We start from the raw sequence: 22,732 nt of genomic DNA, 5'->3' as shown, positions 1-22,732 counted from the left end.
GAGAGCAGATGGCAGTCGGACTCGATGCACCCAGTCATGTCTTGCCCGTAACGGGCCTGCGCCTCGGGGTGACGGCGGCGGGGGTTCGCTATGCCGGGCGGCGGGATCTCACCCTGCTCGTTCTGGAGCCGGGGACGACCACGGTGGCGGCCTTCACCCGCAACCGTTTTCGGGCAGCCCCCGTCCTGGTGGCGGAGGAGCATCTGCAGCGCAGCGCGCCGCGGGCGCTCATCGTCAACACGGGCAATGCCAATGCCGGCACCGGAGAGGCGGGTCTGGCGACGGCGCGGGCCAGTTGTGCCGCTGTGGCCGAGGCGCTGGGGATCGCGGCGGAGGCGGTTCTGCCTTTTTCCACGGGCGTCATCGGCGAGCCGGTGGATCTTGCCGGCAAGATCGCTGCGGCCTTGCCGGCCTGTCTTGCGGATCTTGCCGAGGATCGTTGGCTTTCCGCCGCCGCCGCCATCATGACCACCGACACCGTGCCCAAAGCCGTCTCGCGGCAGGTGGACCTGGGCGGCACCAGGGTGACCATCACCGGTATGGCCAAAGGCTCGGGCATGATCCGTCCGGACTTGGCGACCATGCTCGCTTTCATCGCCACCGACGCGCCCGTTGCCCACGCACTCCTGCGCACAGCCCTGGATGCGGCCCTTGCCCGCAGTTTCAATCGGATTACCGTGGACGGCGACACCTCCACCAACGACGCCTGTGTGCTCATGGCAACGGGCACGCTGGCGATACCGCCCCTGGAGTCGGCCGACGACCCGCGCTATGGTCCCTTCTTGGAGGCCTTGGTGGCGGTCATGCAGATCCTTGCCCAGGCCATCGTGCGCGATGGTGAGGGAGCCAGCAAGTTCATCCCCATCACGGTCAGGGGCGGGCGCGACCCCGAGGAATGCCTGCGGGTGGCTTACCGCCTGGCCCACAGTCCCCTGGTCAAGACCGCTTTCTTTGCCTCGGATCCCAACTGGGGGCGGCTCCTCGCAGCCATCGGTGCTGCCGGCGTGGACGACCTGGATGTGGCGCGCGTGCAGGTCTGGCTCGGCGATCTGGCCATCGTCCGGGATGGTGCGCGTCATCCCGATTACCGGGAAGAGCAGGGCAAGGCCGTGATGGCGCGGGCCGAGATCCCCATCGAGGTGGATCTCGGCCGGGGCGAAGCGGCGCAAACCATCTGGACCTGTGACCTCTCCTACGATTATGTCCGTATCAACGCCGACTACCGTAGCTGACGCCAGCGCGGCAGTTCTGGACGTCGCCACGGGGATCCTGCAGGACGCCCATGGCCGCGTGCTGCTGGATCTTCGGCCGGCGGACAAGCCCTGGCCAGGCTATTGGGAATTCCCCGGTGGCAAGATGGAAGCCGGCGAGAGTCCGGAAGCCGCCCTGCACCGCGAACTGGCGGAGGAACTGGGTATCACCGTGCGCGCCGCCACACCCTGGCAGGTGCGCGAATACGCCTACCCCGAGCGACGGGTGCGCCTGCATCTGTACAAGGTGACGGCCTGGGAGGGCCGTGTGCACGGTCGGGAGGGTCAGGAATTGCGCTGGCTGTCGCCGGCGGCGGCAGCGGCCTTGCACCTGCTCCCCGCCAATCGCGGTATCCTTGCCGACCTTTCGGCCGAAGCCCTGCCGTGCCCCCCGCTCTTTTTGATCGCCGATCCCCAGCGCGCAGCGGCGGGGGCCTTTCTGAAGATTCTGGAACAGTCCACCGCGGCGGGCCTGCGGGCCCTCATTCTGCGCATCAAGGGACCCTTGCCCGCGGGTCTGGATGCCGAGACGCTCGCGGACTGGCTTGCAAGGGCGAAAGGGCGTGGCGTGCAGGTATACCTCAACCATCCGGATCCACTGCCGTCGTGGCCGGTGGTCGGGCGCCACTTCACCGAGGCACAGTTGGCGGACTGTGACGCGAGCCCGTCGTCGCCCTTCGGGGTGTCTTGCCACAGCGCCGCGGGGCTCGCTCGGGCCGAGGCCCTGGGCGCCAGCTATGCCTTGCTCTCGCCCCTCTTTCCCACGGCGACCCACCCCCACACCCCCGCCCTGGGGCTGGCACGCTTTGCCGAACTCGCCGCCGCCGTCGCCGTACCGGTCATCGCCCTGGGGGGCATCGACGCCCGCCGCATCCCCGAGGCGCGCCGGGCCGGCGCCCGGGGCGCGGCCGTGCTTTCGGAAATTCTCTCGGCCAGCGATCCGCACGCCGCCACCCAAACCCTGATCCATGCCTGGAACGCCGCCTAGATGCCGCAACTGTCCGTCGTCATACCCCTGTACAATGAGATCGAGAGCATTCCCGCCCTCATCGAGGCCTTGCGTGCTGCCCTGGCGGGGGCCGATGCCGAGGTGATCATCGTCGACGACGGCAGCCGGGATGGCAGTGCCCGGGCCTTGGACGACGCGGCGCAATCCTGGGGCGCGGCGCTGAAGATCCTGCATCTGCAGCGCAACTTTGGTCAGACGGCGGCCATGCAGGCGGGCATCGATGCGGCCCGCGGTGAGGTCATCGTCACTCTGGATGCCGACCTGCAGAACGATCCCCAGGATATCCTGCCCCTGGCCCAGCGCCTGCTGCGCGAGCATCTCGATGTGGTGGCAGGCTGGCGCAAGGATCGTAAGGACGGGCTTTTGCTGCGGAAGATCCCCTCGCGTATTGCCAATCGCTTGATTCGTCGCCTCACCGGCGTCTATCTGCACGATTATGGCTGCACCCTCAAGGCCTATCGTGCCTCGGTGCTCAAGGGCGTACGCCTCTACGGCGAGATGCACCGCTTCATACCGGCCTGGCTGTCCACCTTGACCTACACCGATCGCATCCTCGAAGTGCCGGTGCGCCATCACCCGCGCCGCGCCGGGAAAAGTAAATACGGTATCTCCCGCACCTTTCGGGTGCTGGTGGACCTCTTTTTTGTCAAATACTTTCTGGGTTATAGCCAGCGGCCCATGCACTTTTTCGGCACCATTGGTCTTGCCTCGCTGGCGGTGGGGTCGGCGATGCTCCTGTATCTCTTCGTCGACAAGTTCGTCGACGGTGCCTCCATCTCCGGTCGACCCATGCTCATTGCCGGTGTGCTCTTCTTTCTGGCAGGGCTGCAGTTCCTCAACACCGGCATCCTGGGAGAGATGCTCAGCCGGGTCTACTACGAGGCCCAGCACAAGACGACCTACGTGGTGCGCAGCAGCGTCCACATCGACGTGTCGGAGATATGAACACCGTCCCCATCCTGATGTACCACAATGTCGAGCGCGCGCCCAAGGGGGTGGGGCTGCGTGGCCTCTACGTCACCCCGGGCCGCTTTCGCCGCCAGATGCAGCTGCTCAAGTGGCTGGGTTATCGCGGCATTTCCCAGGCCGAGGCCGTGCCCTATCTGCGTGGTGAGGCCAGCGGTAAAGTGGTGGTCATCACCTTTGACGACGGCTATCGGGACAATTTGGAACATGCCCTGCCCGTCCTGTGCGACTGCGGCTTCCGCGCAACCTGCCACGTCGTTTCCGACGCCATCGGTGCTTACAATCGCTGGGATGCCGAGCAGCTGGGCGCGCGCAAGGCGGTGATGAGTGCCGCTGAACTGCGTCAGTGGGTGGCAGCGGGGATGGAGGTGGGAGCGCACAGCCGTAGCCACGCCCGCCTTCCCGAACTGGATGAGGATGCCCTGTATGCCGAGGTGCAGGGCTCCCGGGCCGCTCTGGAAGACCTTCTGGGGCGTGCCGTGACCTCCTTCTGCTATCCCTACGGGGCTGCCGGAGAGCGGGAGCGCGCGTTGGTACGGGAACTCGGTTTCGCCTCCGCCGTCAGCGTTCGCCGTGCACGGGCGCGCCCCGGCGACGATCTTTGGAATCTGCCGCGGGTGGCGGTGGGTGGACACCACGGCCCGCAGGTTTTTCCACTGCAGATCCTCACCGCCCATGAGGATCGCCACCAGTGAGCCCGTCGGGCAGGGGGAATGGGCCGCTGCTGTGGGTAGGTACGAATCCCGGAGGTGGCGGCACGGAAACGCACATGATCACCTTTCTGGAGGCCCTGGCAGGGCTTGGCGTGGAAGTGCACGCCCTGGTCCATCCCCGCGGCCAGGTTGCCGCCGCTCTGCGGGATAGTGCTGTGGTATTGCACTTTGGATATTTTCACAACAGCGCCGACCCCAAAGGCGTGTTGCCTTTGTTGCGTGCCTTGCGTCATCTGCGCCCGCGCCAGCTCGTGGGGAGTTTCAGCAAGGAGTATTGGCCGTTGGCCCTCGCTGCCCGCGCCCGAGGCGTACCCCTCGCCCTTTTTCGACACATGGACTTGCGTCTGCGTGCCTCGACGCGCTGGCTGCTCGCCCGCTGGCCCCTACGCCTCTTTGCCGTTTCCCACTATCTGCAGGAGCGCTTGCGTGCGCAGGGCTTGCCCGCAGCACGGGTTGAATATTGTCCCAACCCTCTGCCCCTATCCCAATTCCGCCACGATCCAGTGGCACGCGCCAGCTTGCGCGCGCGCCTTGGGGTGAACGATGGCGATGTCCTCGTGGGTTTCGTGGGTGCCTGGCACCGGGGCAAAGGGGTGTTTCTCCTGGCCGATGCCGTGGATGCGGTCCACGCCGAGGATGAGCGCGTGCATGGTCTTTGGCTGGGCGGTGGCAGCCATGAAGCCGAACTCCGGGCGCGGCTGGTTGGCAAGGATTGGCAGCATCCGCTGGGTTGGCAGGATGCCGTGGCTCCCTGGTACTCAGCCATGGATATCCTGGCCTTGCCTTCCATCGAGCCTGACACCTTTGGGCGTGTGCTGGTGGAGGCCCAGGCAGCTGGGCTGCCGGTCCTCGGCGCCGCCATGGGGGGCATCCCCGAAGCCGTGGGTGTCGGCAGGAGTGGGCGGATATTGCCTCCCGGCGATTTTCAGGCCTGGCGCAGGGCAATTGCCGAGTGGGCCCGAGACGCCGATGCGCGACACCGGACGGGCATGCTGGGGCCCGACTTTGCTGCGCAGTTTGCGGCCGAGCGGGTAGCAGCGGGTTTCTTGGAACAGCTGCGGTGGTACTGAGGTGGCACGCCCCCTTCCGCAACGGCCGCAGCACATCCTGCTCATAAAGGCGCACAGTGCCGGAATCGGTGATATCCTGCGCAGTTCCGCTGCCTGGGCCGTGCTCAAGGAGCGCTGGCCAGAGGCCGAGCTGCACCTACTTTTTCTCAACCGCTGGCCTGGCTACCCCAGCGAGGAACTCATCGCCGCGCACCACCTGCTCAGTAGCGCACACTTCATACCCCTGCGGGAGGGGCGCTGGGGATCCTTGCGTGGCGTGGGTCCCCGTGCCTGGCGGCAGATCTTCCGCCAACTGCATGCGTTATCGTTGAAGATACGGCCGGATCTCATCATCGATCATGAGCCCCACGGTATTGAGACCAGCATCGTTGCCCGCTGGTGGCGAAGGCACTGTGGTGCACCGGCGGTAGGAGTTGCGGAAGTACCGGGCCGCGGCTGGCTCTACGACTACGCTGGCCCGTCTCTACGCCGCTACGCTCGCGAGCGTTCCCTTGCCTGGCCCATGGACTATACGGAACGGGATTTCGCGGCTCTGGCGGCCATTGGCCTGGCGCGCCGCGGGCAGGGTATCGTCCTGCAGGAAACGCCGGCGGGCCGCGCCTGGAGGATCCAATGGAACCGCGACAACCCGCGGGCGGGCAGCGTGATCGCCCTCAATATCGGTTGTGGCACTGCCGGGGCGGCACAGAAAAGACCGGCGCTGGAGATCTTGGCGACGGCACTCGGGGAATTCCACCAACGGCAGCCGCACCTGCTACTCTTGTTGGGCGCCGCCGAGGAAGCGCCCATCAATGCCGATTTCGTCCGCCTTTTTGCGGCGCAGTCCGGGAGCACGGAGCACATCCAAGACCTTGCCGGTAAAACGACGCTGACGGAACTCACGGGAGTCTTGCAGCGCGCCGATCTGGTGCTCTCCAGCGACTCCGGTCCTTACCATATGGCCGTCGCCCTGGGACGGCCGACGCTCGTCTATTTCAATTTTGCCAATCCCGAGCATTACCATCACCATAAGCACGTGCGCATCCTGGTCGGGGCGTCGTCTTCCGAGGTGTTTACAGAGCTCTGTCAGCTATGGGAGCAGAACCATCGTGCCACCAAAAACCACTCTTGAGCGTTCGCTGATCTGGCTCTACGGGCTTCCGGTATTCTTTTTTCCGCTCAGCACGGCGGGCGCCGGGATAGCGGCGGGGCTTTTCCTGCTGTTCTACCTTTTCAGTGGCGGCTGGCGTCACTGGCGGCGAGTGCGTGAGCGTCCCTGGTGGCTGCCATTGCTGCTGATGATGCTGTGGACTTTCGCCGGGCTGCTGTGGACCTCGGACCTGCACGACGGCTTCAAGGTGGCAACGACGGCGGCTTACGGTATCTATGCCTTCATGGGCGCAAGCCTGGCCTGGGAAGAACGCGATCTTCGGATATTCCTGCGCCTCTTTTTGGCCGGTATGACGGTCAATGCCCTATTGGCCATCCTCATCACCGAGCACATTCTGCACTGGCACTACGATCCGAGCATGCCTTTTGTGGGTTTGTCCGACCACATCTGGTGGTCCATGGCGCTCACCCACGCCATTCTCTGGCTTTTGTGGGATATCAAGGCGGTCTGGAATCTTCCTCGCATCGTCAATCTGCCGCTGTTGCTCATCTTTGCCGGAGAGCTGGCGCTGTCGCCGGGGCGCAGTGGTCAGTTGCTCTTCATCCTCCTCACCCCCGTGGCCGTCTTTTTGCTTTACCGCGGTGCCTGGCGCTACTGGGCCATGGGTGGTATTGCCGCGGTGCTGGCGCTCATGACGCTGTCGCCCTTCATTCAGGCGCGTCTGGAACTTGGTTATCAGAATCTGCAGCAGTTCGCCGCGCACCCAGCCAGCACCGATACCAGCTGGGGCATTCACCTCGCCACGATGTGGGCCGGGGCCGAGATGTTCTGGCAGCATCCGCTGTTCGGTGTGGGAACGGGCGATTTTGCGCCGGCCATGGAAGCGCTGCAGCGCGCGCGGGAAGTCACGGCTACCCCGGGAACGCGCAACGACTCTGCGGCCAACAGTTACCTGAGCGAGGCTGCGGTTCTGGGACTGCCTGGTCTTCTGCTGCTGCTGTGGTTCCTGCTGCGCCTGAGTGGGGAGGCCTGGCGAGGGCGGTCCAATCCACAGGGCTGGTTTGTACTGACCTATCTCGGTATTTTTTGGATCGGCGGACTCTATAACACGCTGATTTGGGGTTATGCCGATGCCCTTGGCATTGCCATATTTGCCGGATTACCCCTGCATCGATCCTGGTCGGCGGCACCGAGATGACGGCGGCAGGCGGCGATTTTGGCGTCATCGTGGTCAATTACAACGGTGCCGGCGTGCTCGGGGCCGCTCTGCGATCCTGCCTGGCGCAGGGTGTTGCGGCGGCATCGTGCGTCGTAGTGGACAATGGTAGTCGGGATGCCTCGCGTGCACTGGTGCGTGAGGAGTTCCCGGGTGTGGTCTGGCTGGGTAACCCGTGCAATGCCGGTTTTGCGCGTGCCGTGAATCAGGGCCTGCGTCGGGTTCGGGAGCGCCACGTCCTGATCCTGAACAACGATGCCGAACTCCTTCCCGGAGCCCTGTCGGCTCTCTCTGCCTGTTTTACCGCCCATCCCCAGGCGGCGGTGATCGCGCCGCGCCTCGTCGATGCCGCGGGCAAGCCCCAGAACGTCGCTGCTCCCTGGCCGCGGTGGTGGCGGGAGATTCTGCCGAGATCCCTGCTGAAGCGTCTGGCACCAGGGCATTTTGGTGGGCGCTTGGCACAGGTGCGGGAGGATCGCAGCGTTGCCAGCGTCATCGGTGCCGCCATGGCCCTGCGCCGCAGTGCTCTGGAGGCTATCGGGCCCCTGGATGAGGACTTTTTTTTCTATTTGGAAGAGACCGAATGGTGTGAACGTGCCTGGCGACGCGGCTGGCAGGTATGGTTCTGCCCCGGGGCGTCGGTGCGTCATCACCTGGGCGCGACGGCCAAGCGCTTCGAGGCGGCAGCGCGGATCGAGTTCCATCGTTCTCGCCTCACCTACGCGCGCAAGGTGGAGGGTTTTGGGGCCTGGGTCTTCCTGGGACTCTGGTTGCCCCTGCGCACCGCCGTAGACTGGCTGGCTCAAGGTATCCTCATGTTGGCGAGTCTCGGTACCCTGCACTCGGCGCGACAGCGGTTTCGCGTGTACGGGCGGCTCCTGGCCTGGCACCTGCGCGGTCGGCCGACGCATCTCGGTCTTCCGGACAAGTGCCCGAGGTTGGCTGCATGAACAAGGTAAAACTCTCGGCGGTATATATCACCAAGGATGCCGGCGCGTATTTTCGCGCTTCCCTGGCCAGTGTCGTCGATCTGGTGGAGGACATCGTCGTCGTCGACTCGGGCTCCCGTGACGACACCCTGACCCTGGCCGAGGCAGCCGGTGCGCGGATCTACCAGCGCCCCTGGCCTGGCTTTGGGGCACAGCGGCAATACGCCGTCGAGCAGGCAAAAACCGATTGGGTCCTCGTCATCGATGGCGACGAGGTGCTACGTCCTGAGGGCGGCGCACGCATTCGCGCGCTCCTCGAGCGTCCTTTGGACGCTGCTGCCTATGCCCTGCGCCGACGCAGTTACATCGGCAGACGGGCCATCCGCCACGGTGACTGGGGTGAGGACTGGGTGCTGCGCCTGCTGGATCGGCGTCGTGGTCACTACGACGCCGGCGACCTCGTTCACGAGTCCTGGCGGTGTGCCGCGCCTGGGCAACGCTTGCCGGGTCTGCACTTGGATCACTACACCTTTGCTTCCTATGCCGACATGCTGACCAAATTGGCGCGGTATGGGCGCCTCAATGCCGAGCAATTGTATCGGCGCGGTCGCCCCATCGGCTCCCGGATGGCCATGAACCACGCCGTCGCCGCCTTTCTGCGCAGCTATGTGCTGCGCCTGGGCTTTCTGGACGGTGTCGATGGCGCCGCCATCGCCTGGACCACGGCTCTGGGATCCTTCATGAAATATGCCATCGCCTACGAGATGCAGCGGGAGCAGCCATGAAGCTGCTGCTCGTGAAGACCAGTTCTTTGGGGGATGTCCTGCACACCCTGCCGGCGGTGACGGATCTCTCCCTTGCGCATCCGGACTGGGAACTGCACTGGCTGCTGGAACCTGCCTATGCCCCCATTGCCGCTCTGCATCCTTTTGTGCGCCGGGTCTGGCCCTTTTCCCTGCGCGACCTGAAAAGACACTGGTGGCGAGCACCGCAGGCCATCCAGGCATTACGCAGGGAACTGCGCAGGCAAGGGTACGCGGGCGTGCTGGACAGCCAAGGTCTCGTGAAAAGCGCATTGCTCGCCCGCCTGCCTGGCGTACCCGTTTTTGGCCTCGACCGCCACAGTGCCCGTGAGCCTCTGGCTTGCCGAGCGTACCATCGCACCGCCACGGTATCCTGGGATCTCCCGGCCACGGAGCGCAACCGGTATCTCTTTGCGGATCTGCTTGGGTATGCCAAGCCGCAAGGGCGACCCGAGGCCCGCTTGCGGGTGCCGCCAGCAAGCCGCGAACGCGCCTTGGTGGAGGCCTGCCGACCCTTCGTCTGGGGCTTCCACGGTTCGGCACGGGCCAATAAGCTCTGGCCCCAGGAACACTGGGCAGCCTTGGCCGGGTCCTTGGCATCGCGGGGCCTCAATCTTTTGATGCCGGCGGGCAATGTCGCCGAGCGGGATCGCGTTACGGCCTTGTCCCATCGGTGTGCCAATGTCCGGCTGCTGCCCGCTCTGGCGGTGGCGGACATCCTGGCACTGCTCCCCCTGGGACGGGCCTTTGTGGGGGTGGATACGGGCTTTTCCTACCTGGCCTCGGCGGTGGACCTGCGCGGCGTTACCCTCTACGGGCCAACGGCCGACGAGCAGAGTCCGTATGCGCCACGGCAGTTGGTTTTGCACAGCCCGCGATCCTGTGCTCCGTCCTGCAGTCGCCTGCGATGCGCGTTGCCCGCTCCCTACGCAGCCTGCATGAGCGCCATCGCACCGGAAAGCGTGTTGGCGGCGCTGACGCCGCTTCTCGAGGACTGATCCCATGCCGCCTCCGCCGCCCATCCTGCTTTCAGCCAAGGAACGGCAGCAATATCGCAGGCACCAGTTCTGGAACGATCACGGCGTCTTCCGTGAACTCCTCTATGTCAACTTCCACGAGGTGGGCATGGGCGCCTACCGTTCCGCTCAGCCCGCGCCGTACCAGTTGCGCCGCTGGCATCGGCGTTACGGTCTGCGTGCCGTTCTCAACCTGCGTGCGCCGGCCGCCCACGAACCGCAATTCCAGTTGGAGCAGGAGGTTTGCGATGCCCTGGGGATGGAGCACGTACTCCTCCACGGCATCGGTTCCCGGGATCTACCGCGGCGGGAGCAGTTCCTGGAGGCCATCGAGACCCTGGAGCGACTGCCCCGTCCCTTCCTCATGCACTGCAAGTCCGGTGCCGACCGAGCCGGTTTCATGAGTGTGCTCTACTCCCATCTGCAACTGGGCCAAAGTCTGGAAGAGGCCAGCGCTCAGCTGCGTATATGGCCCTATGGACACATCCGCCACGCCAATACCGGTATCCTCGACTGGTTCTTTACGGTCGCCCGGCGGCAGGCGCTGCAGGATGCGCACTTTGATCTGCGCCGCTGGATTGCCGAGGATTACGACCGAGAGGCCATCCTGGCGAGTTTTCGCCCCTGGTATCGCCTGGACTGGCTCACGGATCGCCTGCTGCGGCGCGAATGATGGCCCGGCTCTACTGGCTGCTCACCATTTTGCTGACGCCCCTGGTGTGGCTGTATACCCTCTGGAAGCTCTGGCGCCGGCCTGCCTATCGGGATCGCTGGCGCGAGCGTTTCGGTTGGATCCCCCGCAGATCTGGGCGGCGACCCATCTGGGTACACGCCGTGAGTGTGGGCGAGAGCATGGCCGCGCTACCCCTCCTGCGCGCCCTGCGGGAGCGATATCCGGAGCAGCCTCTGGTGGTCACCAGCACCACGCCCACGGGTGCTGCCACCATCCGTCGCCACCTGGGAAGGGAAGTCACCAATTTCTACCTCCCCTACGATCTTCCCGGAGCCGTGGGACGATTCCTCAGGCGCCAGGACCCCTGTGCCGGAATTTTCCTGGAGACGGAAATCTGGCCCAACCTCTACCGTGTCGCCCGCCGTCGGCAGATTCCCATGGCCCTGCTGAACGCCCGTCTGTCGGCATCCTCGCAACGGGGTTATGGGCGCTTCCGCGGCCTTTTTGCGCCGTTGTTGCGCGACCTGCCGATCGCGGCCCAGACCGACCGGGACGCCGCCGCCTTCGCCAGGCTCGGGGCGGAGCGGGTAGCGGTCCTGGGGCAGATCAAAACCGACCTTCCGGACCCACAGGCGGCTCGGGCCGCAGGGCAGGCGTGGCACCTCCAACTGGGCGGTCGTCCCCTGTGGGTATTCGCCTCCACCCACGTTGGCGAGGAGGCCCTTGCCCTCGGCGTACTCAAGGAGCTATGGGCGGACTTTCCGGACCTGCTGCTCGTCCTCATACCCCGCCACCCCGAACGCGGCGACGCCGTATGTGCCGAGATCCGTGCTGCCGGCTGCCCCTGTCGGCGCCGTTCCCGCGCCGAGACACCACAGGTCGGGGAGCGGGCCATTTTTCTCATCGACACCCTGGGTGAGGTTCTGGATTTTTACGCCGCAGCCGATGTCGTCACCATCGGCGGCAGTTTCGTGGCGGTAGGTGGACACAATCCCATCGAGGCAGCGATCCTGGGTCGAGCGCCGATCTTTGGTCCGCACATGGACAATTTTGCCGCCGTGGCCGAGGCTCTGGTGGCGGCACGGGCGGCCTTTCCGGTTGCGGGGGCGCAGGACCTACGCACCCAGATCGCTGCTTTGCTGCGCGAGCCGCAATTGCGGGCAGAGGCTGGGGAGCGAGCCGCGAGCTGGCTGCGCAGCCAGCGTGGGGCGCTGGCTACAACCCTGGAATGGCTGGCGCGGGAGCAGGTCTTGCCGGTGCCGGCCGCCATCAGGCCGGCGGCGACAGGTGGGCCAATGCCCGCTGCAGACGGTCGAGACCGGCCTCCAGAAGCGGGCGCGGACAGCCAAAATTGAGACGTCGGAAGCCTGCACCACCGGGACCAAAATCGGCGCCGGCATTGAGCCCAAGGCCCACCTCACGCAGCACCGCGTCGATGCGTTGATCGTCCTGGCCACAGCGCCGCAGGTCGAGCCAGGCTAGGTAACCAAATTCCGGTGGCCGGAAGGCCAAGGCCGGCATGTCCCGAGCGATGCGCTGGGCAAGGGCGAGGGCATTGCCCCGCAGGTAGGCGCGTACCCGGTCCAGCCACTGGGCCCCGTCGCGCCACGCGGCAATGCCCGCTACCAGCCCGGGTGTGGTGGCGTGTTGGCACTGGGAACGCTCTAGCTCCTCGCGCAGGAGACGGTATGCTTCGGCGTCACCGCAAGCGATGACGGCACCGCCAAGTCCCGCCATGTTGAAGGCCTTGCCCGGGGCGCTGAGGAGCACGGCTTCGGGCATGAGCGCGGACAGGGGGGTATGCGGCAGCTCGCTGAGGTCGGCGTGAATCTCGTCGCTGACTACGCGTACGCCGTGACCGCGGCAGAGCGCCACCAAACGCGACAACTCCTCGCTGGTCCATACCCGTCCGACGGGATTGTGGGGCGAACAGAGCAGGAGCAGCCGCGTTCCCGCCAGGGCATCGTCGAGTTGCTCCCAAGGGATGCGATAGACGCCTTCGGCGTCACACTCCAGTGTGAGGGTCCGCAGCGCCCGACCATTGCTGCGCACGGCCTGCAAGAAGGGCGGATAGACGGGGGTCAGGGTCAGGACGGTGTCGCCGGGCGCAGTCAGGGCGCGCACGGCGGCGAACAGCGCCGGCACCACGCCGCTGGCCACCTGAGTGTGTCCGACTTCCGGCCCCCAACCATGCCGTTGCGCCATCCACTGGCAGGCTGCCATGCGATACTCGTGATCCAGCCAAGGATAACCGAGGATGGGGTGCTGCAAACGGCGGCGCAGGGCCTCGAGCACCACCGGTGCCGTGGGCAGGTCCATGTCCGCAACCCACATGGGCAAGACCTCGGCTCCAAAGCGCGCTTTGGCCCCATCCCACTTCAGCGAGCCCGTCCCGTGGCGATCCCAGATGCGATCGAAATCGTCCAGCGCGTCCACGCTCATCCCGGCAGACGCTCCCAGACCGTGACTTCGGCAATGCTATGCTGGAACTTGCGCGCGGTCTCACGGATGACGAAGGGAAGATCGCGGGGAAAGCCGGGCCGCAGCCGAAAATGCGCATCCAGGATGGCGTGTAGACCCTGCAGCGTGCTGAAACTCTCGCCATCCTTTTTGAAGCCGCCCAGCCAGTGTTCCTTGGGCGTGAACTCCTCAAGCCAAGTGTACGGTGAGCTGATCACCAGTAGGCCCCCGGGACGGATGCGGCCAGCCATGTCCTCCAGGAAGCGTCGGGGTTCGCGCAGACGGTCGATGAGGTTGGCCGCCAGGACGAGATCGAAATCCCGGAAGCGGGGTTTCAGATTACTGGCATCGCCTTGAAAGAATTGGACACGTTCGCTGCATTCCTGCAGGCCCAGCTCCGCCAGATCCGCCCAGTGGTAACTCTGGAGTTCGCCCTCCTCGGTGACGGCGTAGGGATAGCGTCCGCGGTTTTGCAGTTGGACTCCCACCTGGATGAAACGGGCCGAGAAGTCGATCCCCACCACCTCGGAGAAGACCCGCGCCAGTTCCAGACTGCTGCGCCCGACGGCGCAACCGATATCGAGAGCTCGGCGGTGGGGACCATCGCCCAAGGCCTCCAGAGCGAGCTCAGCCATGGCCGCCGGATAATTGGCGACGCCAAAGTGCGTCGGACCATAATGGAAGTCGCAGTACTGCGCCACCAGAGTATCGCTTTCATAGACGGGCACTTCCGGCAGAGGATTGGCGGAACGCACGTAGCGGAAGCCCGCATGCTGGAAGAAGTGGCGACGAAAGGCGTAGCGTGCTTCGCGCTGAGTCTCGTTGCCGCAACTGATGAAGGAGCCCCCTTTGATGAGATTGTGGCGCTGATCGAAGGTGGGCACCGTAAAGTCATCGTAGTAGGGGTGGACCTCGAAGCCCGGGAAGGGATAGATGGGGGTTTCCGTCCATTGCCAGACATTGCCCACGACGTCGTAAAACTCGCCGTGCCGGTAACGATCCACGGGGCATGGTGAGCAGCCGCGGGCCAGGGCGATCTGTCCCGGCGCCTCGTGCCAGGCGTCGGCATCGGGTAGTCCGCTCAGGTCGCGCAGGCGACGCCACTCGTCTTCCGACGGCAAGCGCAGCTTTTCTCCGGTCTGCGCCGATTTCCAGGCACAGAAGGCGGCAGCCTCGTGGTAATTCACCTCCACGGGCCAGTCCCAAGGCATCTCGCGCACTTCAGCGATGAGGCGCAGCTGCCAGGTATTGCCGTCGCGCCGCCAGAAGGTGGGATGACGGGCGGCGGCAAAGCGGCGCCAGGCGTCGCCTTCACTGCTCCACCAGCGGGCTTCACCATAACCGCCAGCCTCCACGAATTCCAGAAACTCGCCATTGCTGACCAGGTAGCGAGCGGCGGCAAAATCGACGAGTTCCTGCCGATGACTGCCGTATTCGTTGTCCCAGCCGTAGAGGGGACTGGCGCGGTCCTTGCCCAGTTCCACCACACCCCCGGCGACCGGGATGAGGCCATTGCGCGGGGCCGCCCGTGGTGCCGAGACCGGCTCTGGGGCAAATTCGGCCACGGCCCGTACCCGCTCCAGGGGCAGTTGGCGCATGAGAACGGAGCTGGTCTCCAGATGGATATGTTCGTGTTCGATCCCCATGAGCACGGCCCACCAGGGGGAGTCCCAGGTGATGGGCAAGGACAGGGGCAGGCGGTCGATGACCCCATCCACCATGTCCCGTACCCGAGCGCGGTAGGCTTTCACGGCCTCCACCGAGGGCCAATCGTAGTGGGACTCGTCCAGATCGTCCCAAGACATCTCATCGACACCCACGGCGAAGATGGACTCCAGGTCTGGGTCGAGGTGCTCGTCGATGAGGCCGGCCACCAGAAACTTGTTGGTAAAGAAGGTCGCCGTGTGGCCGAAATAGAAGATCAGTGGGTGGCGCAGACTAATGGCTTTTTCGAACCAGGCACGATCGTCGGCGAGGTGTTGAAAAAGGCGTTCGTAACGGGAAAAACTGCTGTGAAAAAGCCGCCGGATCTCCTCACGTTTCTGCTCGGCATCGTTGCCATCCAGGCGCAGCGCGGCCACAGACTCAGACATGAAAATATCCTCCTCTCGGTTCCGCCACAGTATATCACAGGATACCGTCCGGTCGGACAGCCCGGTGGACGACAAAAACCCCGCGCGAGGCGGGGTGACACGCTGCTCAGGAGCGAGCGATTCAGGCGTGGACGGGTCGATTGCCGGGTCCGGGCACCACGTTGTCCTCGCCGCTGATATCCTCGAGGGTACGGCCGGAGGGCTCCTTGAGGCAGAAGGCGGTGAGGAGGAGGCCAGCGAGGGCGAAGAAGAAGGTGATCATGAGGGTGCCGTGGAGGCCGAACTTGGCCAGAAGGATGGGGAAGACCAGGGCACCGAGGAAGGCGCCGACCTTGGCGGTACCGGCGGACAGACCGTGGCCGGTGGTACGCAGGTTGACGGGGAAGACCTCACCGGCCAGCACGAAGGTGGTGGTGTTGGGGCCATACTCGGCGAAGAAGTAGGACAAACCGTAGAGGACCAGGAAGACGGCGATGGACTGGGTGAGGATGGGGAAGGCGCCGATGAGCAGGAACATCAGGCCCATCATGAAGAAGCCCAGCATCTGCAGGGTCTTGTGGCCGACGCGGTCGATGGTGAAGGCGGCCAGGAAGTAGCCGGGCACGGCGGCCACGGCAAAGACGATGAGGCTCAAGGCCGTACTCTGGATCACGTCGGCGTGGGGCGCCAGGTGGTGCATGACCATGGGGGTGGAGATGGTATTGCCGTAGTAGGCGTAGTCGAACATGAACCAGGAGCCGGCGGTGCCGAGGAGGGTCAGCCAGTACTTGGACAGGGGCTGCTTGACGATCTTGTCGTTTTTGTTGGCGACGGCGGTGCCGAGGCTGAAGGAAGCCAGCTGGCGCTCGGCGGTGGCGCTATCGCCCTTGACGCGGGCGAGCCAGCGCGGGGACTCGGGGAGGGTACGGCGGATGTAGATGACGGCCATGGCGGGCAGAGCGCCGAGGCCGAGCATCAGGCGCCAGGCGGTATCGTGGTTCATGCCGGCGGCGAGGAGGGTGAGGGCGACGACGGGGCCCATGACGAGGCCGATGGCTTGTGCCGAGAAGACCAGGGAGACCATGCGCCCGCGGGATTTGGCGTTGGCGTACTCGGACATGAGGACGGCGGACATGGGGTAGTCGCCGCCGATGCCGAGGCCCAAGATGACGCGGGCGATGAGGAGGACGGTGACGTTGGGGGCGACGGCGGAGAGCAGGGCGCCGATGGTCATGAGGATGGCCTCGAGGCCGTACACTTTCTTGCGCCCGAGTTTGTCGGCGAGGATGCCGAAGAAGTAGGCGCCGACGAAGGTGGCGATGAGGGAAATGGAGCCGATGAGGCCCACCTCGGAGGCGTTCAGATGCCATTCGGCCTTGATGAGGACGAGGGCGGTACCGATGATGAAGAGATCGTAGGCCGAGGTGAAAAAGCCCATGGAGGCCGCCCACATGGCCTTCAAATGAAACGGACTGAAGGCTGCCGTATTGAGGGCGTCGGCAACGGTGCTCTCACGCACACTGCTGGATGCGGATGCCATGAAGTAACTCCTTGCTTTGCGGTGGTTTGGATTGCTGCATCCACATGCTAGCAGAGCAATGTGACACTTTTATGAACTTTTTATGACAATTTTATGACAAAATTCAGCACCCGCCGACGAAGTCCTGTTGCCTCCAGGCCTCGAAAACGGCCACGGCGACGCTGTTGCTGAGGTTCATGCTGCGGCTGCCCGGACGCATGGGCAGCCGCAGTTTTTGCTCCGCGGGGAACTGGTTCAGGAGGTCCGCCGGCAAGCCCCGCGTCTCTGGCCCAAAGAGGAGCACATCACCCGGTGCAAAGCGAGCCCGGGCAAAACTGCCGGGTTCTGCCTTGGTGGTGAAGGCCAGGACGCGTCGCTCGCCCAGGGCCTTGCGGCAGTCCTGCCACTGCTCGTGGCGGCGCACGCGGGCGAACTCCCAGTAGTCCAGACCGGCGCGACGCAGACGTGCATCGTCCCAGGCAAAGCCCAGGGGCTCGATGAGGTGCAGAACGACCCCGGTGTTGGCACATAGGCGGATGACATTGCCGGTGTTCGGCGGGATCTCCGGCTCGAAGAGCACCACATCCAGCCAGGATGTGCTGCCCTCGGCAACATAGGCTTCAGATGGCACGGGCGAGGATCCAGGCATCGATACGTTCTACCCCCGCCGAACGCAGCACGTGGGCGATCTCTCGTAGGGTACTGCCCGTGGTCAGGACATCGTCGACGATGGCGACGTGGGCGGGCGGAATGCCGCGCAGACGGAAGGCAGAGCGCAGATTTTCGCGGCGGGCCGCCCTGCTCATGCCCACCTGGTGCGGCGTATTGCGCACGCGCCGCACCAGTCCACGCACGGGGATCCCGTAGGCTCGACCCCAGTGCCTGGCCAGCAGTTCGCTCTGGTTGAACCCACGCTCACGCAGGCGTGCCGCGTGCAGCGGCACCGGGATCAGACAATCGGGCCGTGCTGGTGGCTGGGAGCCCATGGCCGTCATCCAGGCCCTGGCCAAGGGGCGCGTCCAGTCCAACCGATCGCCAAATTTCCACGCGCTGATGGCGGCATCCAGGGGTGCCGCGTAGACAAAGGGAGTAAAACAGTAGTCGTAAGGCGGTGCCTCCAGCGCACAGACCGGGCAATCGCCATTGGCCGCGGTGGGCAAGGCACAATAGGCGCAACGCTCGTCGGGCAGACGCGGCCAGTCACCGAGGCAGGCTGGGCACAAAGGGACCCCGGGGGCATCGCAGGAACGGCAGCGCTCTGGCAGCAGCCAGTTCAGCAGGCGCGCAGCGCTACCGTGCCACAGGCGGCGAACCTGCTCCCGAGATGCTGCACCGACTCTTGCCATATCCATACCGAGCCTCGGCTGAAGGATGTTTGGATTGTGGCGATGGCGGCGCACGTTGACAAGGTAGCGTTCCCCTCCCTATAAGGACGGGGATGGACAGTTTGGCGCACAAGTGGCGGGCGGAGCAGCAGCAGTGGCGCGTCCAGGGCCTCAGCCGCAGCCTCGAGAGCCTCGATCGGGTCGGCGGCGAGGGTTTGCGCTTTCGCGATGCCGAAGGACGCGAGCTGCTTTCCTTCGCCAGCAACGACTATCTGGCCCTGTCGGGACATCCGGAGCTGCGCCGCGCCGCTGTGGCTGAACTCGGCCACAGCGGTGTAGGGGCGGGTGCCGCACCGCTGTTGGGAGGCGAGCGCCCCGTCCACGCCGCCTTGGCCAAAGCCTTGGCGGCCTGGCTCGGGGAAGAGGCCGTGCTGCTCTTCGGCAGCGGTTACCTGGCCAATCTAGGCCTCGTACAGGCCCTCGTGGGGCGGAAGGATCGTCTTTACGCCGATCGTCTCAATCACGCTTCCCTGGTGGATGCGGCGCGGCTATCGGGGGCGAGCCTGCAGCGCTATCGCCACGGCGACCCCGAAGATCTGGCCAGACGCCTGCGTCAGGGGGGCGGCGGACGTGCCTGGATCCTCAGCGACGGTGTTTTCAGCATGGATGGCGATATTGCGCCCCTGCCAGAGCTCCTGGACCTTGCGCGCCAATACGACGCGGTACTGATCCTGGACGAGGCTCATGCCTTTGGGGTCCTGGGCGAGGGGGGGCGGGGAAGCCTGGCGCATTTCGCCATCGAACAGCCGGGGCCGCTGCTGCGCATGGGTACCCTGGGTAAGGCCTTCGGTGTCTATGGCGCCTTTGTCGCCGGACCACAGTGGCTGGTGGACGTGCTGCGCCAGCGGGCGCGCAGCTTCATCTACCATACGGCGTTGCCGCCGGCCCTGGCGGCGGCGAGTCTGGCAGCCCTGACGCTTTTGCGTGGGGCCGAGGCCGAGCGCCGCCATCTGCACGCGCTGCGGCGACGTCTGCGCGAGGCCCTGCCCCAGGGTCCGTGGCTGCCCAGCGAAAGTCCCATCCAAGCCCTGTTGCTCCGCGACAATGGGCGGGCTCTGGCCATGTCCGCGAGGTTGCGGGAGGCCGGATTCTACTGCCCGGCGGTGCGTCCGCCGACGGTGCCGGCGCACAGTGCGCGCCTGCGAATCACCCTCTCGGCGGGGCATGGCACGGCGGAAGTCGACGCCCTGGCGCTGGCGCTACAGTCCGCTCTGGCAGTGTCGTGACCTGGGCGCGCAGCAGCGTCGGTGATGGGCCGCCCCTGATCCTGATGCACGGCTGGGGCATGGAGGGTCGGATCTTCCGGCCTTGGCTTGCGCACTTGGTCGAACATTTCACCTGCATCTGCCTGGATCTTCCGGGTCACGGCGCTTCGCCTTGCGCCGCTGGGCTCCACTGGGATCGTAGTCTGGACGATCTGGCTGAGATCCTTGCCGCCTGGCCCCGTCCCCACCTGCTGGGGTGGTCCCTGGGCGGCCTACTGGCGCTGGGCCTCGCCCTGCGACAGCCGCTCGCGCTGGCCAGCCTGCACCTGGTGGCTACCTCACCCTGCTTCGTGCAGCGGCCGGACTGGTCCTGCGCCCTACCCGAGGCTATCCTGGCGGAGTTTGCCACGCGCCTGCGTAGCGACGCCCACGCCACGCGGCAACGCTTCGTGGCGCTGCAGGTCTTGGGCGACCCTGGGGCGCGGGTACGGCTGCCGGATACCCGGCAGTGGCCAGCCCCCGACCACGGCTGCCTGGAGGATGGACTGAATCTGTTGGCGACCCAGGACCTACGTCCAAGCTTGCGACCACTGGATTATCCCGTGACGATCCTGCAAGGTGGACGGGATCGTATCGTGCCCCCGGCGGCAGGCGCGCACCTGTCCGCGGCGCTGGGGGCAGAGTACCGCCTGTTGGCCGAAGCCGGCCACGCCCCTTTTCTTTCGGACCCGGCGACCTGTGGTCGCTGTCTGCTGGAGGCTCTGACGTGAGCGAATCGGACCGGCAAGCTCCCCTGGTGGACAAGGCCGCCCTGCGTCGTCACTTTGGCCGCGCTGCTGCAGCCTATGAGAGTACGGCCGTACTCCAGGATCGCGTCGGCCAGAATCTCCTGGAACGTCTCGATTTTTTGCGTTGTACCCCGGAGTGGATACTGGATCTCGGGGCCGGTACCGGTCTGCAGAGCCGGCGTCTCAATCGACGCTTTCCCAAGGCGCGGGTAGTCGCCGTGGACATCGCTCACCCCATGCTGCTGGAGGCGCGCAGGCGCAAGGGTTGGCGCCAACGCCAGAGCTTCTGTCAGGGAGACGCCGAAGCCTTGCCCCTGCGTTCCGCCAGTATCGACCTCGTCTACGCCAATCTCTGTCTGCAGTGGAGCGCCCTGGATCAGACCCTCGCGGAAATCGCCCGGGTGCTGCGGCCCGGCGGTCTGCTCCTTTTCACCACCCTGGGCCCCGATACCCTCACGGAACTGCGCCAAAGTTTCGCGGCGGTCGATGCCCAGCCCCACGTCCACCCCTTCCTGGACATGCACGACGTGGGCGATAGCCTGCAGCAGCGGGGTTTCGTGGACCCGATCCTGGACGTGGATCATTTTTCCCTGGAATATGGCGAGCTTGCCCATCTCCTGCGCGAGTTGCGCGGCATCGGGGCCGGAAACGCCCTGAGCGGGCGAGCGCGTGGCCTGTGGACGCCGCGGCGCTGGCGGGCCTTGAGCGCCGCCTACGAGCGCTGGCGCACCCACGGTCGCCTGCCCGCCCACTACGAAGTGATCTACGCCCATGCCTGGGCGCCGGAGCCGCGGGATGTCCGTGGTGAAACTCCTGCCCGCGCGCCGCTGCGCTTTCATCCGCGCGGCAAGGCCGCAGGCTGAGGCACTCCATGCAGGGCTACTTCATTACCGGCACCGACACGGGCGTCGGAAAGACCGTGGCCACGGCCACCCTGGCGGCGGCCTTGGCCCGGCGCGGTCGGACGGTCGCAGCCCTCAAGCCCGTGGTATCCGGGCGCGAGGACGATGGCCACTTTACCGATGTCGAGTGGCTGCGCCGCTACAGTCATCCGCCGCTGACGGTAGCGGAGTGCAATTGTTACGCCTTTCCGGAGCCCATCGCCCCCCATTGGGCGGCACGATTGCACGGCCAGGTCATCCACCGCCAGCGCTTGACGGACTTCGTCCGGCAGGCAGCCGCGCGCGTCGACCGGGTCCTGGTGGAGGGCGCCGGAGGCTTGCTGGTGCCTCTGGGGTCCGATTGGGACTACCGTGACTGGGCGGCGGAGCTGGGTCTGCCGCTGATCCTGGTGGTGGCCTTGCGTCTTGGGGCCATCAATCACGCCCGCTTGACGGAGGAGGCTATCCTCGCCAATGCCTTGCCCTACGCTGGCTGGATCGGCACACAGCCCGTCCCGGGGGCGCCGGCGGCGGGCACGCTGGAAGGCCTGCGTGCCGGTCTGCGTGGCCCGCTTCTCGGCCTCCTACCCCATGTCGAACAGCCCGATCCGCAGACCCTTGCGCTGCATTTGCATCTTCCCCTGAACGAAGACAACTGCTAGACTCAGTCCGAGAAGAAAATGGCATGTTGATCGGGGTGTGGGCCGCGCGCGCCTCGGTCGTCAACGGACGGAGCGTACCCATGAAGTCATTCAGAGGCATTGCCTTGTTGCTGGTGAGCAACCTGCTCATCTTCCTTACCCTATCCATTTCCTTCAGCCTCCTCATCAATCTGATCCTGCCGGCTTTCGGCATCGATCTGCGCGGAAGTGTGGACGCGCGCATCCTCCTCTGGGCCCTCGTGATCGGCTTTGGCGGCGCCTTTCTTTCCTTGGCCATGTCCAAGTTCATGGCGCGGCAGACCTTCCCCATGCGCCGCATCGAGAGGCCGCAGAATTCCGGCGAGCAACTGCTTTTCCAGACGGTGGAACAGCTCGCCGCACGCCTGGGCATCGCCATGCCCGAACTGTGGATCTACGAAAACCCGGAGCCCAATGCCTTTGCCACAGGACCCAGTCGCAACAACAGCATGATTGCCGTGAGCACGGGACTGCTCCAGGTACTGCGACCGGAGGAGTGGCGGGCGGTGCTGGCGCACGAGATGGGGCACGTCTACAATGGCGACATGGTCAGCACCACCTTGTTGCAGGGTTTGATGAACACCTTCGTCTTCTGGCTCGCGGGCATGGCCCGCAGTCTGCTGGACGATCGCCCCATGGTGGCCTTTGCCGTATCCCTGGGCCTGCAGATCTTCCTGTCCATATTGGCGCTGCTTCCCATCACCTGGTTTTCGCGGCGGCGCGAGTTTGCGGCCGATCGCTTTGCTGCCGAGCAGGTCGGGGCGGCGGCCATGATCTCTGCCCTGCAACGTTTGGAAGACTACAGCGCGAGGATGCAGCTGGAGCACGATGCCCTGCACGACTCCATGGCGACGTCGTACATCTTTGGAAACTGGCACGGCTGGTTTGCTACCCACCCCAGCACGGCCGACCGCATCGCTGCCCTACGCGCCTTGGGCGCTACTCCCCAGGGTCTGGCTGTGTGACCAGCAGCACCACCCAGGCCTCGCCATCGTTGCCATTCGGCG

At 65.5% G+C, this 22,732-nt stretch carries 22 protein-coding genes; 17 read left to right on the top strand and 5 right to left on the bottom strand.

The window, feature by feature from the left end; genetic code table 11:
- Positions 1-8: 8 nt before the first annotated feature.
- Genes argJ through ACAty_RS12375 form a run of 12 tightly spaced genes read left to right on the top strand, consistent with a single transcriptional unit; the run spans position 9 to position 12,090 of the window.
- Positions 9-1,232, top strand: coding sequence for a bifunctional glutamate N-acetyltransferase/amino-acid acetyltransferase ArgJ (argJ, locus tag ACAty_RS12430; RefSeq protein ID WP_004869101.1), 1,224 nt, complete (start codon positions 9-11; stop codon positions 1,230-1,232).
- On the top strand, positions 1,201-2,238 hold the full coding sequence (locus ACAty_RS12425) for a Nudix family hydrolase (protein ID WP_226047698.1): 1,038 nt from the start codon (positions 1,201-1,203) through the stop codon (positions 2,236-2,238). The genes argJ and ACAty_RS12425 overlap by 32 nt, the downstream gene beginning before the upstream one ends.
- On the top strand, positions 2,239-3,204 hold the full coding sequence (locus ACAty_RS12420) for a glycosyltransferase family 2 protein (RefSeq protein WP_004869096.1): 966 nt from the start codon (positions 2,239-2,241) through the stop codon (positions 3,202-3,204).
- Positions 3,201-3,920, top strand: coding sequence for a polysaccharide deacetylase family protein (locus ACAty_RS12415; RefSeq protein WP_004869095.1), 720 nt, complete (start codon positions 3,201-3,203; stop codon positions 3,918-3,920). The genes ACAty_RS12420 and ACAty_RS12415 overlap by 4 nt, the downstream gene beginning before the upstream one ends.
- Entirely contained in the window at positions 3,917-5,008 is a 1,092-nt protein-coding gene (locus ACAty_RS12410) for a glycosyltransferase family 4 protein (protein WP_267900773.1), read from the top strand. The genes ACAty_RS12415 and ACAty_RS12410 overlap by 4 nt, the downstream gene beginning before the upstream one ends.
- A 1-nt stretch (position 5,009) precedes the next feature.
- Positions 5,010-6,119 (top strand): glycosyltransferase family 9 protein, encoded by a 1,110-nt coding sequence (locus tag ACAty_RS12405; RefSeq protein WP_004869091.1) that lies wholly within the window; start codon positions 5,010-5,012, stop codon positions 6,117-6,119.
- Positions 6,097-7,296 carry an O-antigen ligase family protein gene (locus tag ACAty_RS12400; protein WP_004869090.1) on the top strand — a complete coding sequence of 400 codons (1,200 nt, stop codon included), beginning with the start codon at positions 6,097-6,099 and terminating at the stop codon, positions 7,294-7,296. The genes ACAty_RS12405 and ACAty_RS12400 overlap by 23 nt, the downstream gene beginning before the upstream one ends.
- Entirely contained in the window at positions 7,293-8,264 is a 972-nt protein-coding gene (locus ACAty_RS12395) for a glycosyltransferase family 2 protein (RefSeq protein ID WP_004869088.1), read from the top strand. Before ACAty_RS12400 ends, ACAty_RS12395 begins: the two co-directional genes overlap by 4 nt.
- Positions 8,261-9,028 carry a glycosyltransferase family 2 protein gene (locus ACAty_RS12390; RefSeq protein WP_004869086.1) on the top strand — a complete coding sequence of 256 codons (768 nt, stop codon included), beginning with the start codon at positions 8,261-8,263 and terminating at the stop codon, positions 9,026-9,028. Before ACAty_RS12395 ends, ACAty_RS12390 begins: the two co-directional genes overlap by 4 nt.
- Complete coding sequence (gene waaC / locus ACAty_RS12385; protein ID WP_004869085.1) at positions 9,025-10,044, top strand: lipopolysaccharide heptosyltransferase I; 1,020 nt, start codon at positions 9,025-9,027, stop codon at positions 10,042-10,044. Before ACAty_RS12390 ends, waaC begins: the two co-directional genes overlap by 4 nt.
- A 4-nt stretch (positions 10,045-10,048) precedes the next feature.
- Complete coding sequence (locus ACAty_RS12380; RefSeq protein ID WP_004869083.1) at positions 10,049-10,735, top strand: tyrosine-protein phosphatase; 687 nt, start codon at positions 10,049-10,051, stop codon at positions 10,733-10,735.
- The gene (locus tag ACAty_RS12375; protein WP_082179283.1) at positions 10,732-12,090 is read left to right on the top strand and encodes a 3-deoxy-D-manno-octulosonic acid transferase; all 1,359 of its coding nucleotides are present in this window, start codon (positions 10,732-10,734) and stop codon (positions 12,088-12,090) included. The genes ACAty_RS12380 and ACAty_RS12375 overlap by 4 nt, the downstream gene beginning before the upstream one ends.
- Here ACAty_RS12375 and ACAty_RS12370 read toward each other — a convergent pair.
- From ACAty_RS12370 to ACAty_RS12350, 5 genes are all read right to left on the bottom strand, one after another.
- Entirely contained in the window at positions 12,005-13,177 is a 1,173-nt protein-coding gene (locus tag ACAty_RS12370; RefSeq protein WP_004869079.1) for a pyridoxal phosphate-dependent aminotransferase, read from the bottom strand. The genes ACAty_RS12375 and ACAty_RS12370 overlap by 86 nt on opposite strands.
- Positions 13,174-15,288, bottom strand: coding sequence for a 5-histidylcysteine sulfoxide synthase (gene ovoA / locus ACAty_RS12365; protein ID WP_004869078.1), 2,115 nt, complete (start codon positions 15,286-15,288; stop codon positions 13,174-13,176). The genes ACAty_RS12370 and ovoA overlap by 4 nt, the downstream gene beginning before the upstream one ends.
- 121 nt (positions 15,289-15,409) lie before the next feature.
- Positions 15,410-16,807 (bottom strand): MFS transporter, encoded by a 1,398-nt coding sequence (locus ACAty_RS12360; RefSeq protein ID WP_004869076.1) that lies wholly within the window; start codon positions 16,805-16,807, stop codon positions 15,410-15,412.
- Between the two features lie 103 nt (positions 16,808-16,910).
- Positions 16,911-17,417, bottom strand: coding sequence for a tRNA (uridine(34)/cytosine(34)/5-carboxymethylaminomethyluridine(34)-2'-O)-methyltransferase TrmL (gene trmL, locus ACAty_RS12355; RefSeq protein WP_004869075.1), 507 nt, complete (start codon positions 17,415-17,417; stop codon positions 16,911-16,913).
- The gene (locus tag ACAty_RS12350; protein WP_004869074.1) at positions 17,407-18,138 is read right to left on the bottom strand and encodes a ComF family protein; all 732 of its coding nucleotides are present in this window, start codon (positions 18,136-18,138) and stop codon (positions 17,407-17,409) included. Before ACAty_RS12350 ends, trmL begins: the two co-directional genes overlap by 11 nt.
- An 86-nt stretch (positions 18,139-18,224) precedes the next feature.
- Here ACAty_RS12350 and ACAty_RS12345 point away from each other — a divergent pair, with 86 nt between their 5' ends.
- The 5 genes from ACAty_RS12345 to htpX all read left to right on the top strand — a co-directional run bounded on the left by ACAty_RS12345 (position 18,225) and on the right by htpX (position 22,690).
- On the top strand, positions 18,225-19,397 hold the full coding sequence (locus ACAty_RS12345) for an aminotransferase class I/II-fold pyridoxal phosphate-dependent enzyme (RefSeq protein ID WP_004869073.1): 1,173 nt from the start codon (positions 18,225-18,227) through the stop codon (positions 19,395-19,397).
- The gene (locus ACAty_RS12340) at positions 19,394-20,146 is read left to right on the top strand and encodes an alpha/beta fold hydrolase (RefSeq protein WP_014003517.1); all 753 of its coding nucleotides are present in this window, start codon (positions 19,394-19,396) and stop codon (positions 20,144-20,146) included. The genes ACAty_RS12345 and ACAty_RS12340 overlap by 4 nt, the downstream gene beginning before the upstream one ends.
- Positions 20,143-21,027: a malonyl-ACP O-methyltransferase BioC gene (gene bioC, locus ACAty_RS12335; protein ID WP_004873246.1), complete on the top strand. Its 885-nt coding sequence runs from the start codon at positions 20,143-20,145 to the stop codon at positions 21,025-21,027. Before ACAty_RS12340 ends, bioC begins: the two co-directional genes overlap by 4 nt.
- 8 nt (positions 21,028-21,035) lie before the next feature.
- On the top strand, positions 21,036-21,707 hold the full coding sequence (gene bioD / locus ACAty_RS12330; RefSeq protein WP_004873247.1) for a dethiobiotin synthase: 672 nt from the start codon (positions 21,036-21,038) through the stop codon (positions 21,705-21,707).
- Between the two features lie 80 nt (positions 21,708-21,787).
- Entirely contained in the window at positions 21,788-22,690 is a 903-nt protein-coding gene (gene htpX, locus ACAty_RS12325; RefSeq protein WP_014003515.1) for a protease HtpX, read from the top strand.
- Positions 22,691-22,732: the final 42 nt, after the last annotated feature.

It is taken from the genome of Acidithiobacillus caldus ATCC 51756 (genome assembly GCF_000175575.2).
In the GTDB taxonomy this organism is placed as follows: Bacteria; Pseudomonadota; Gammaproteobacteria; order Acidithiobacillales; family Acidithiobacillaceae; genus Acidithiobacillus_A; species Acidithiobacillus_A caldus.
Note: the sequence above shows the minus strand (reverse complement) of the source record. Positions and strands in the feature narration are given on the sequence as shown.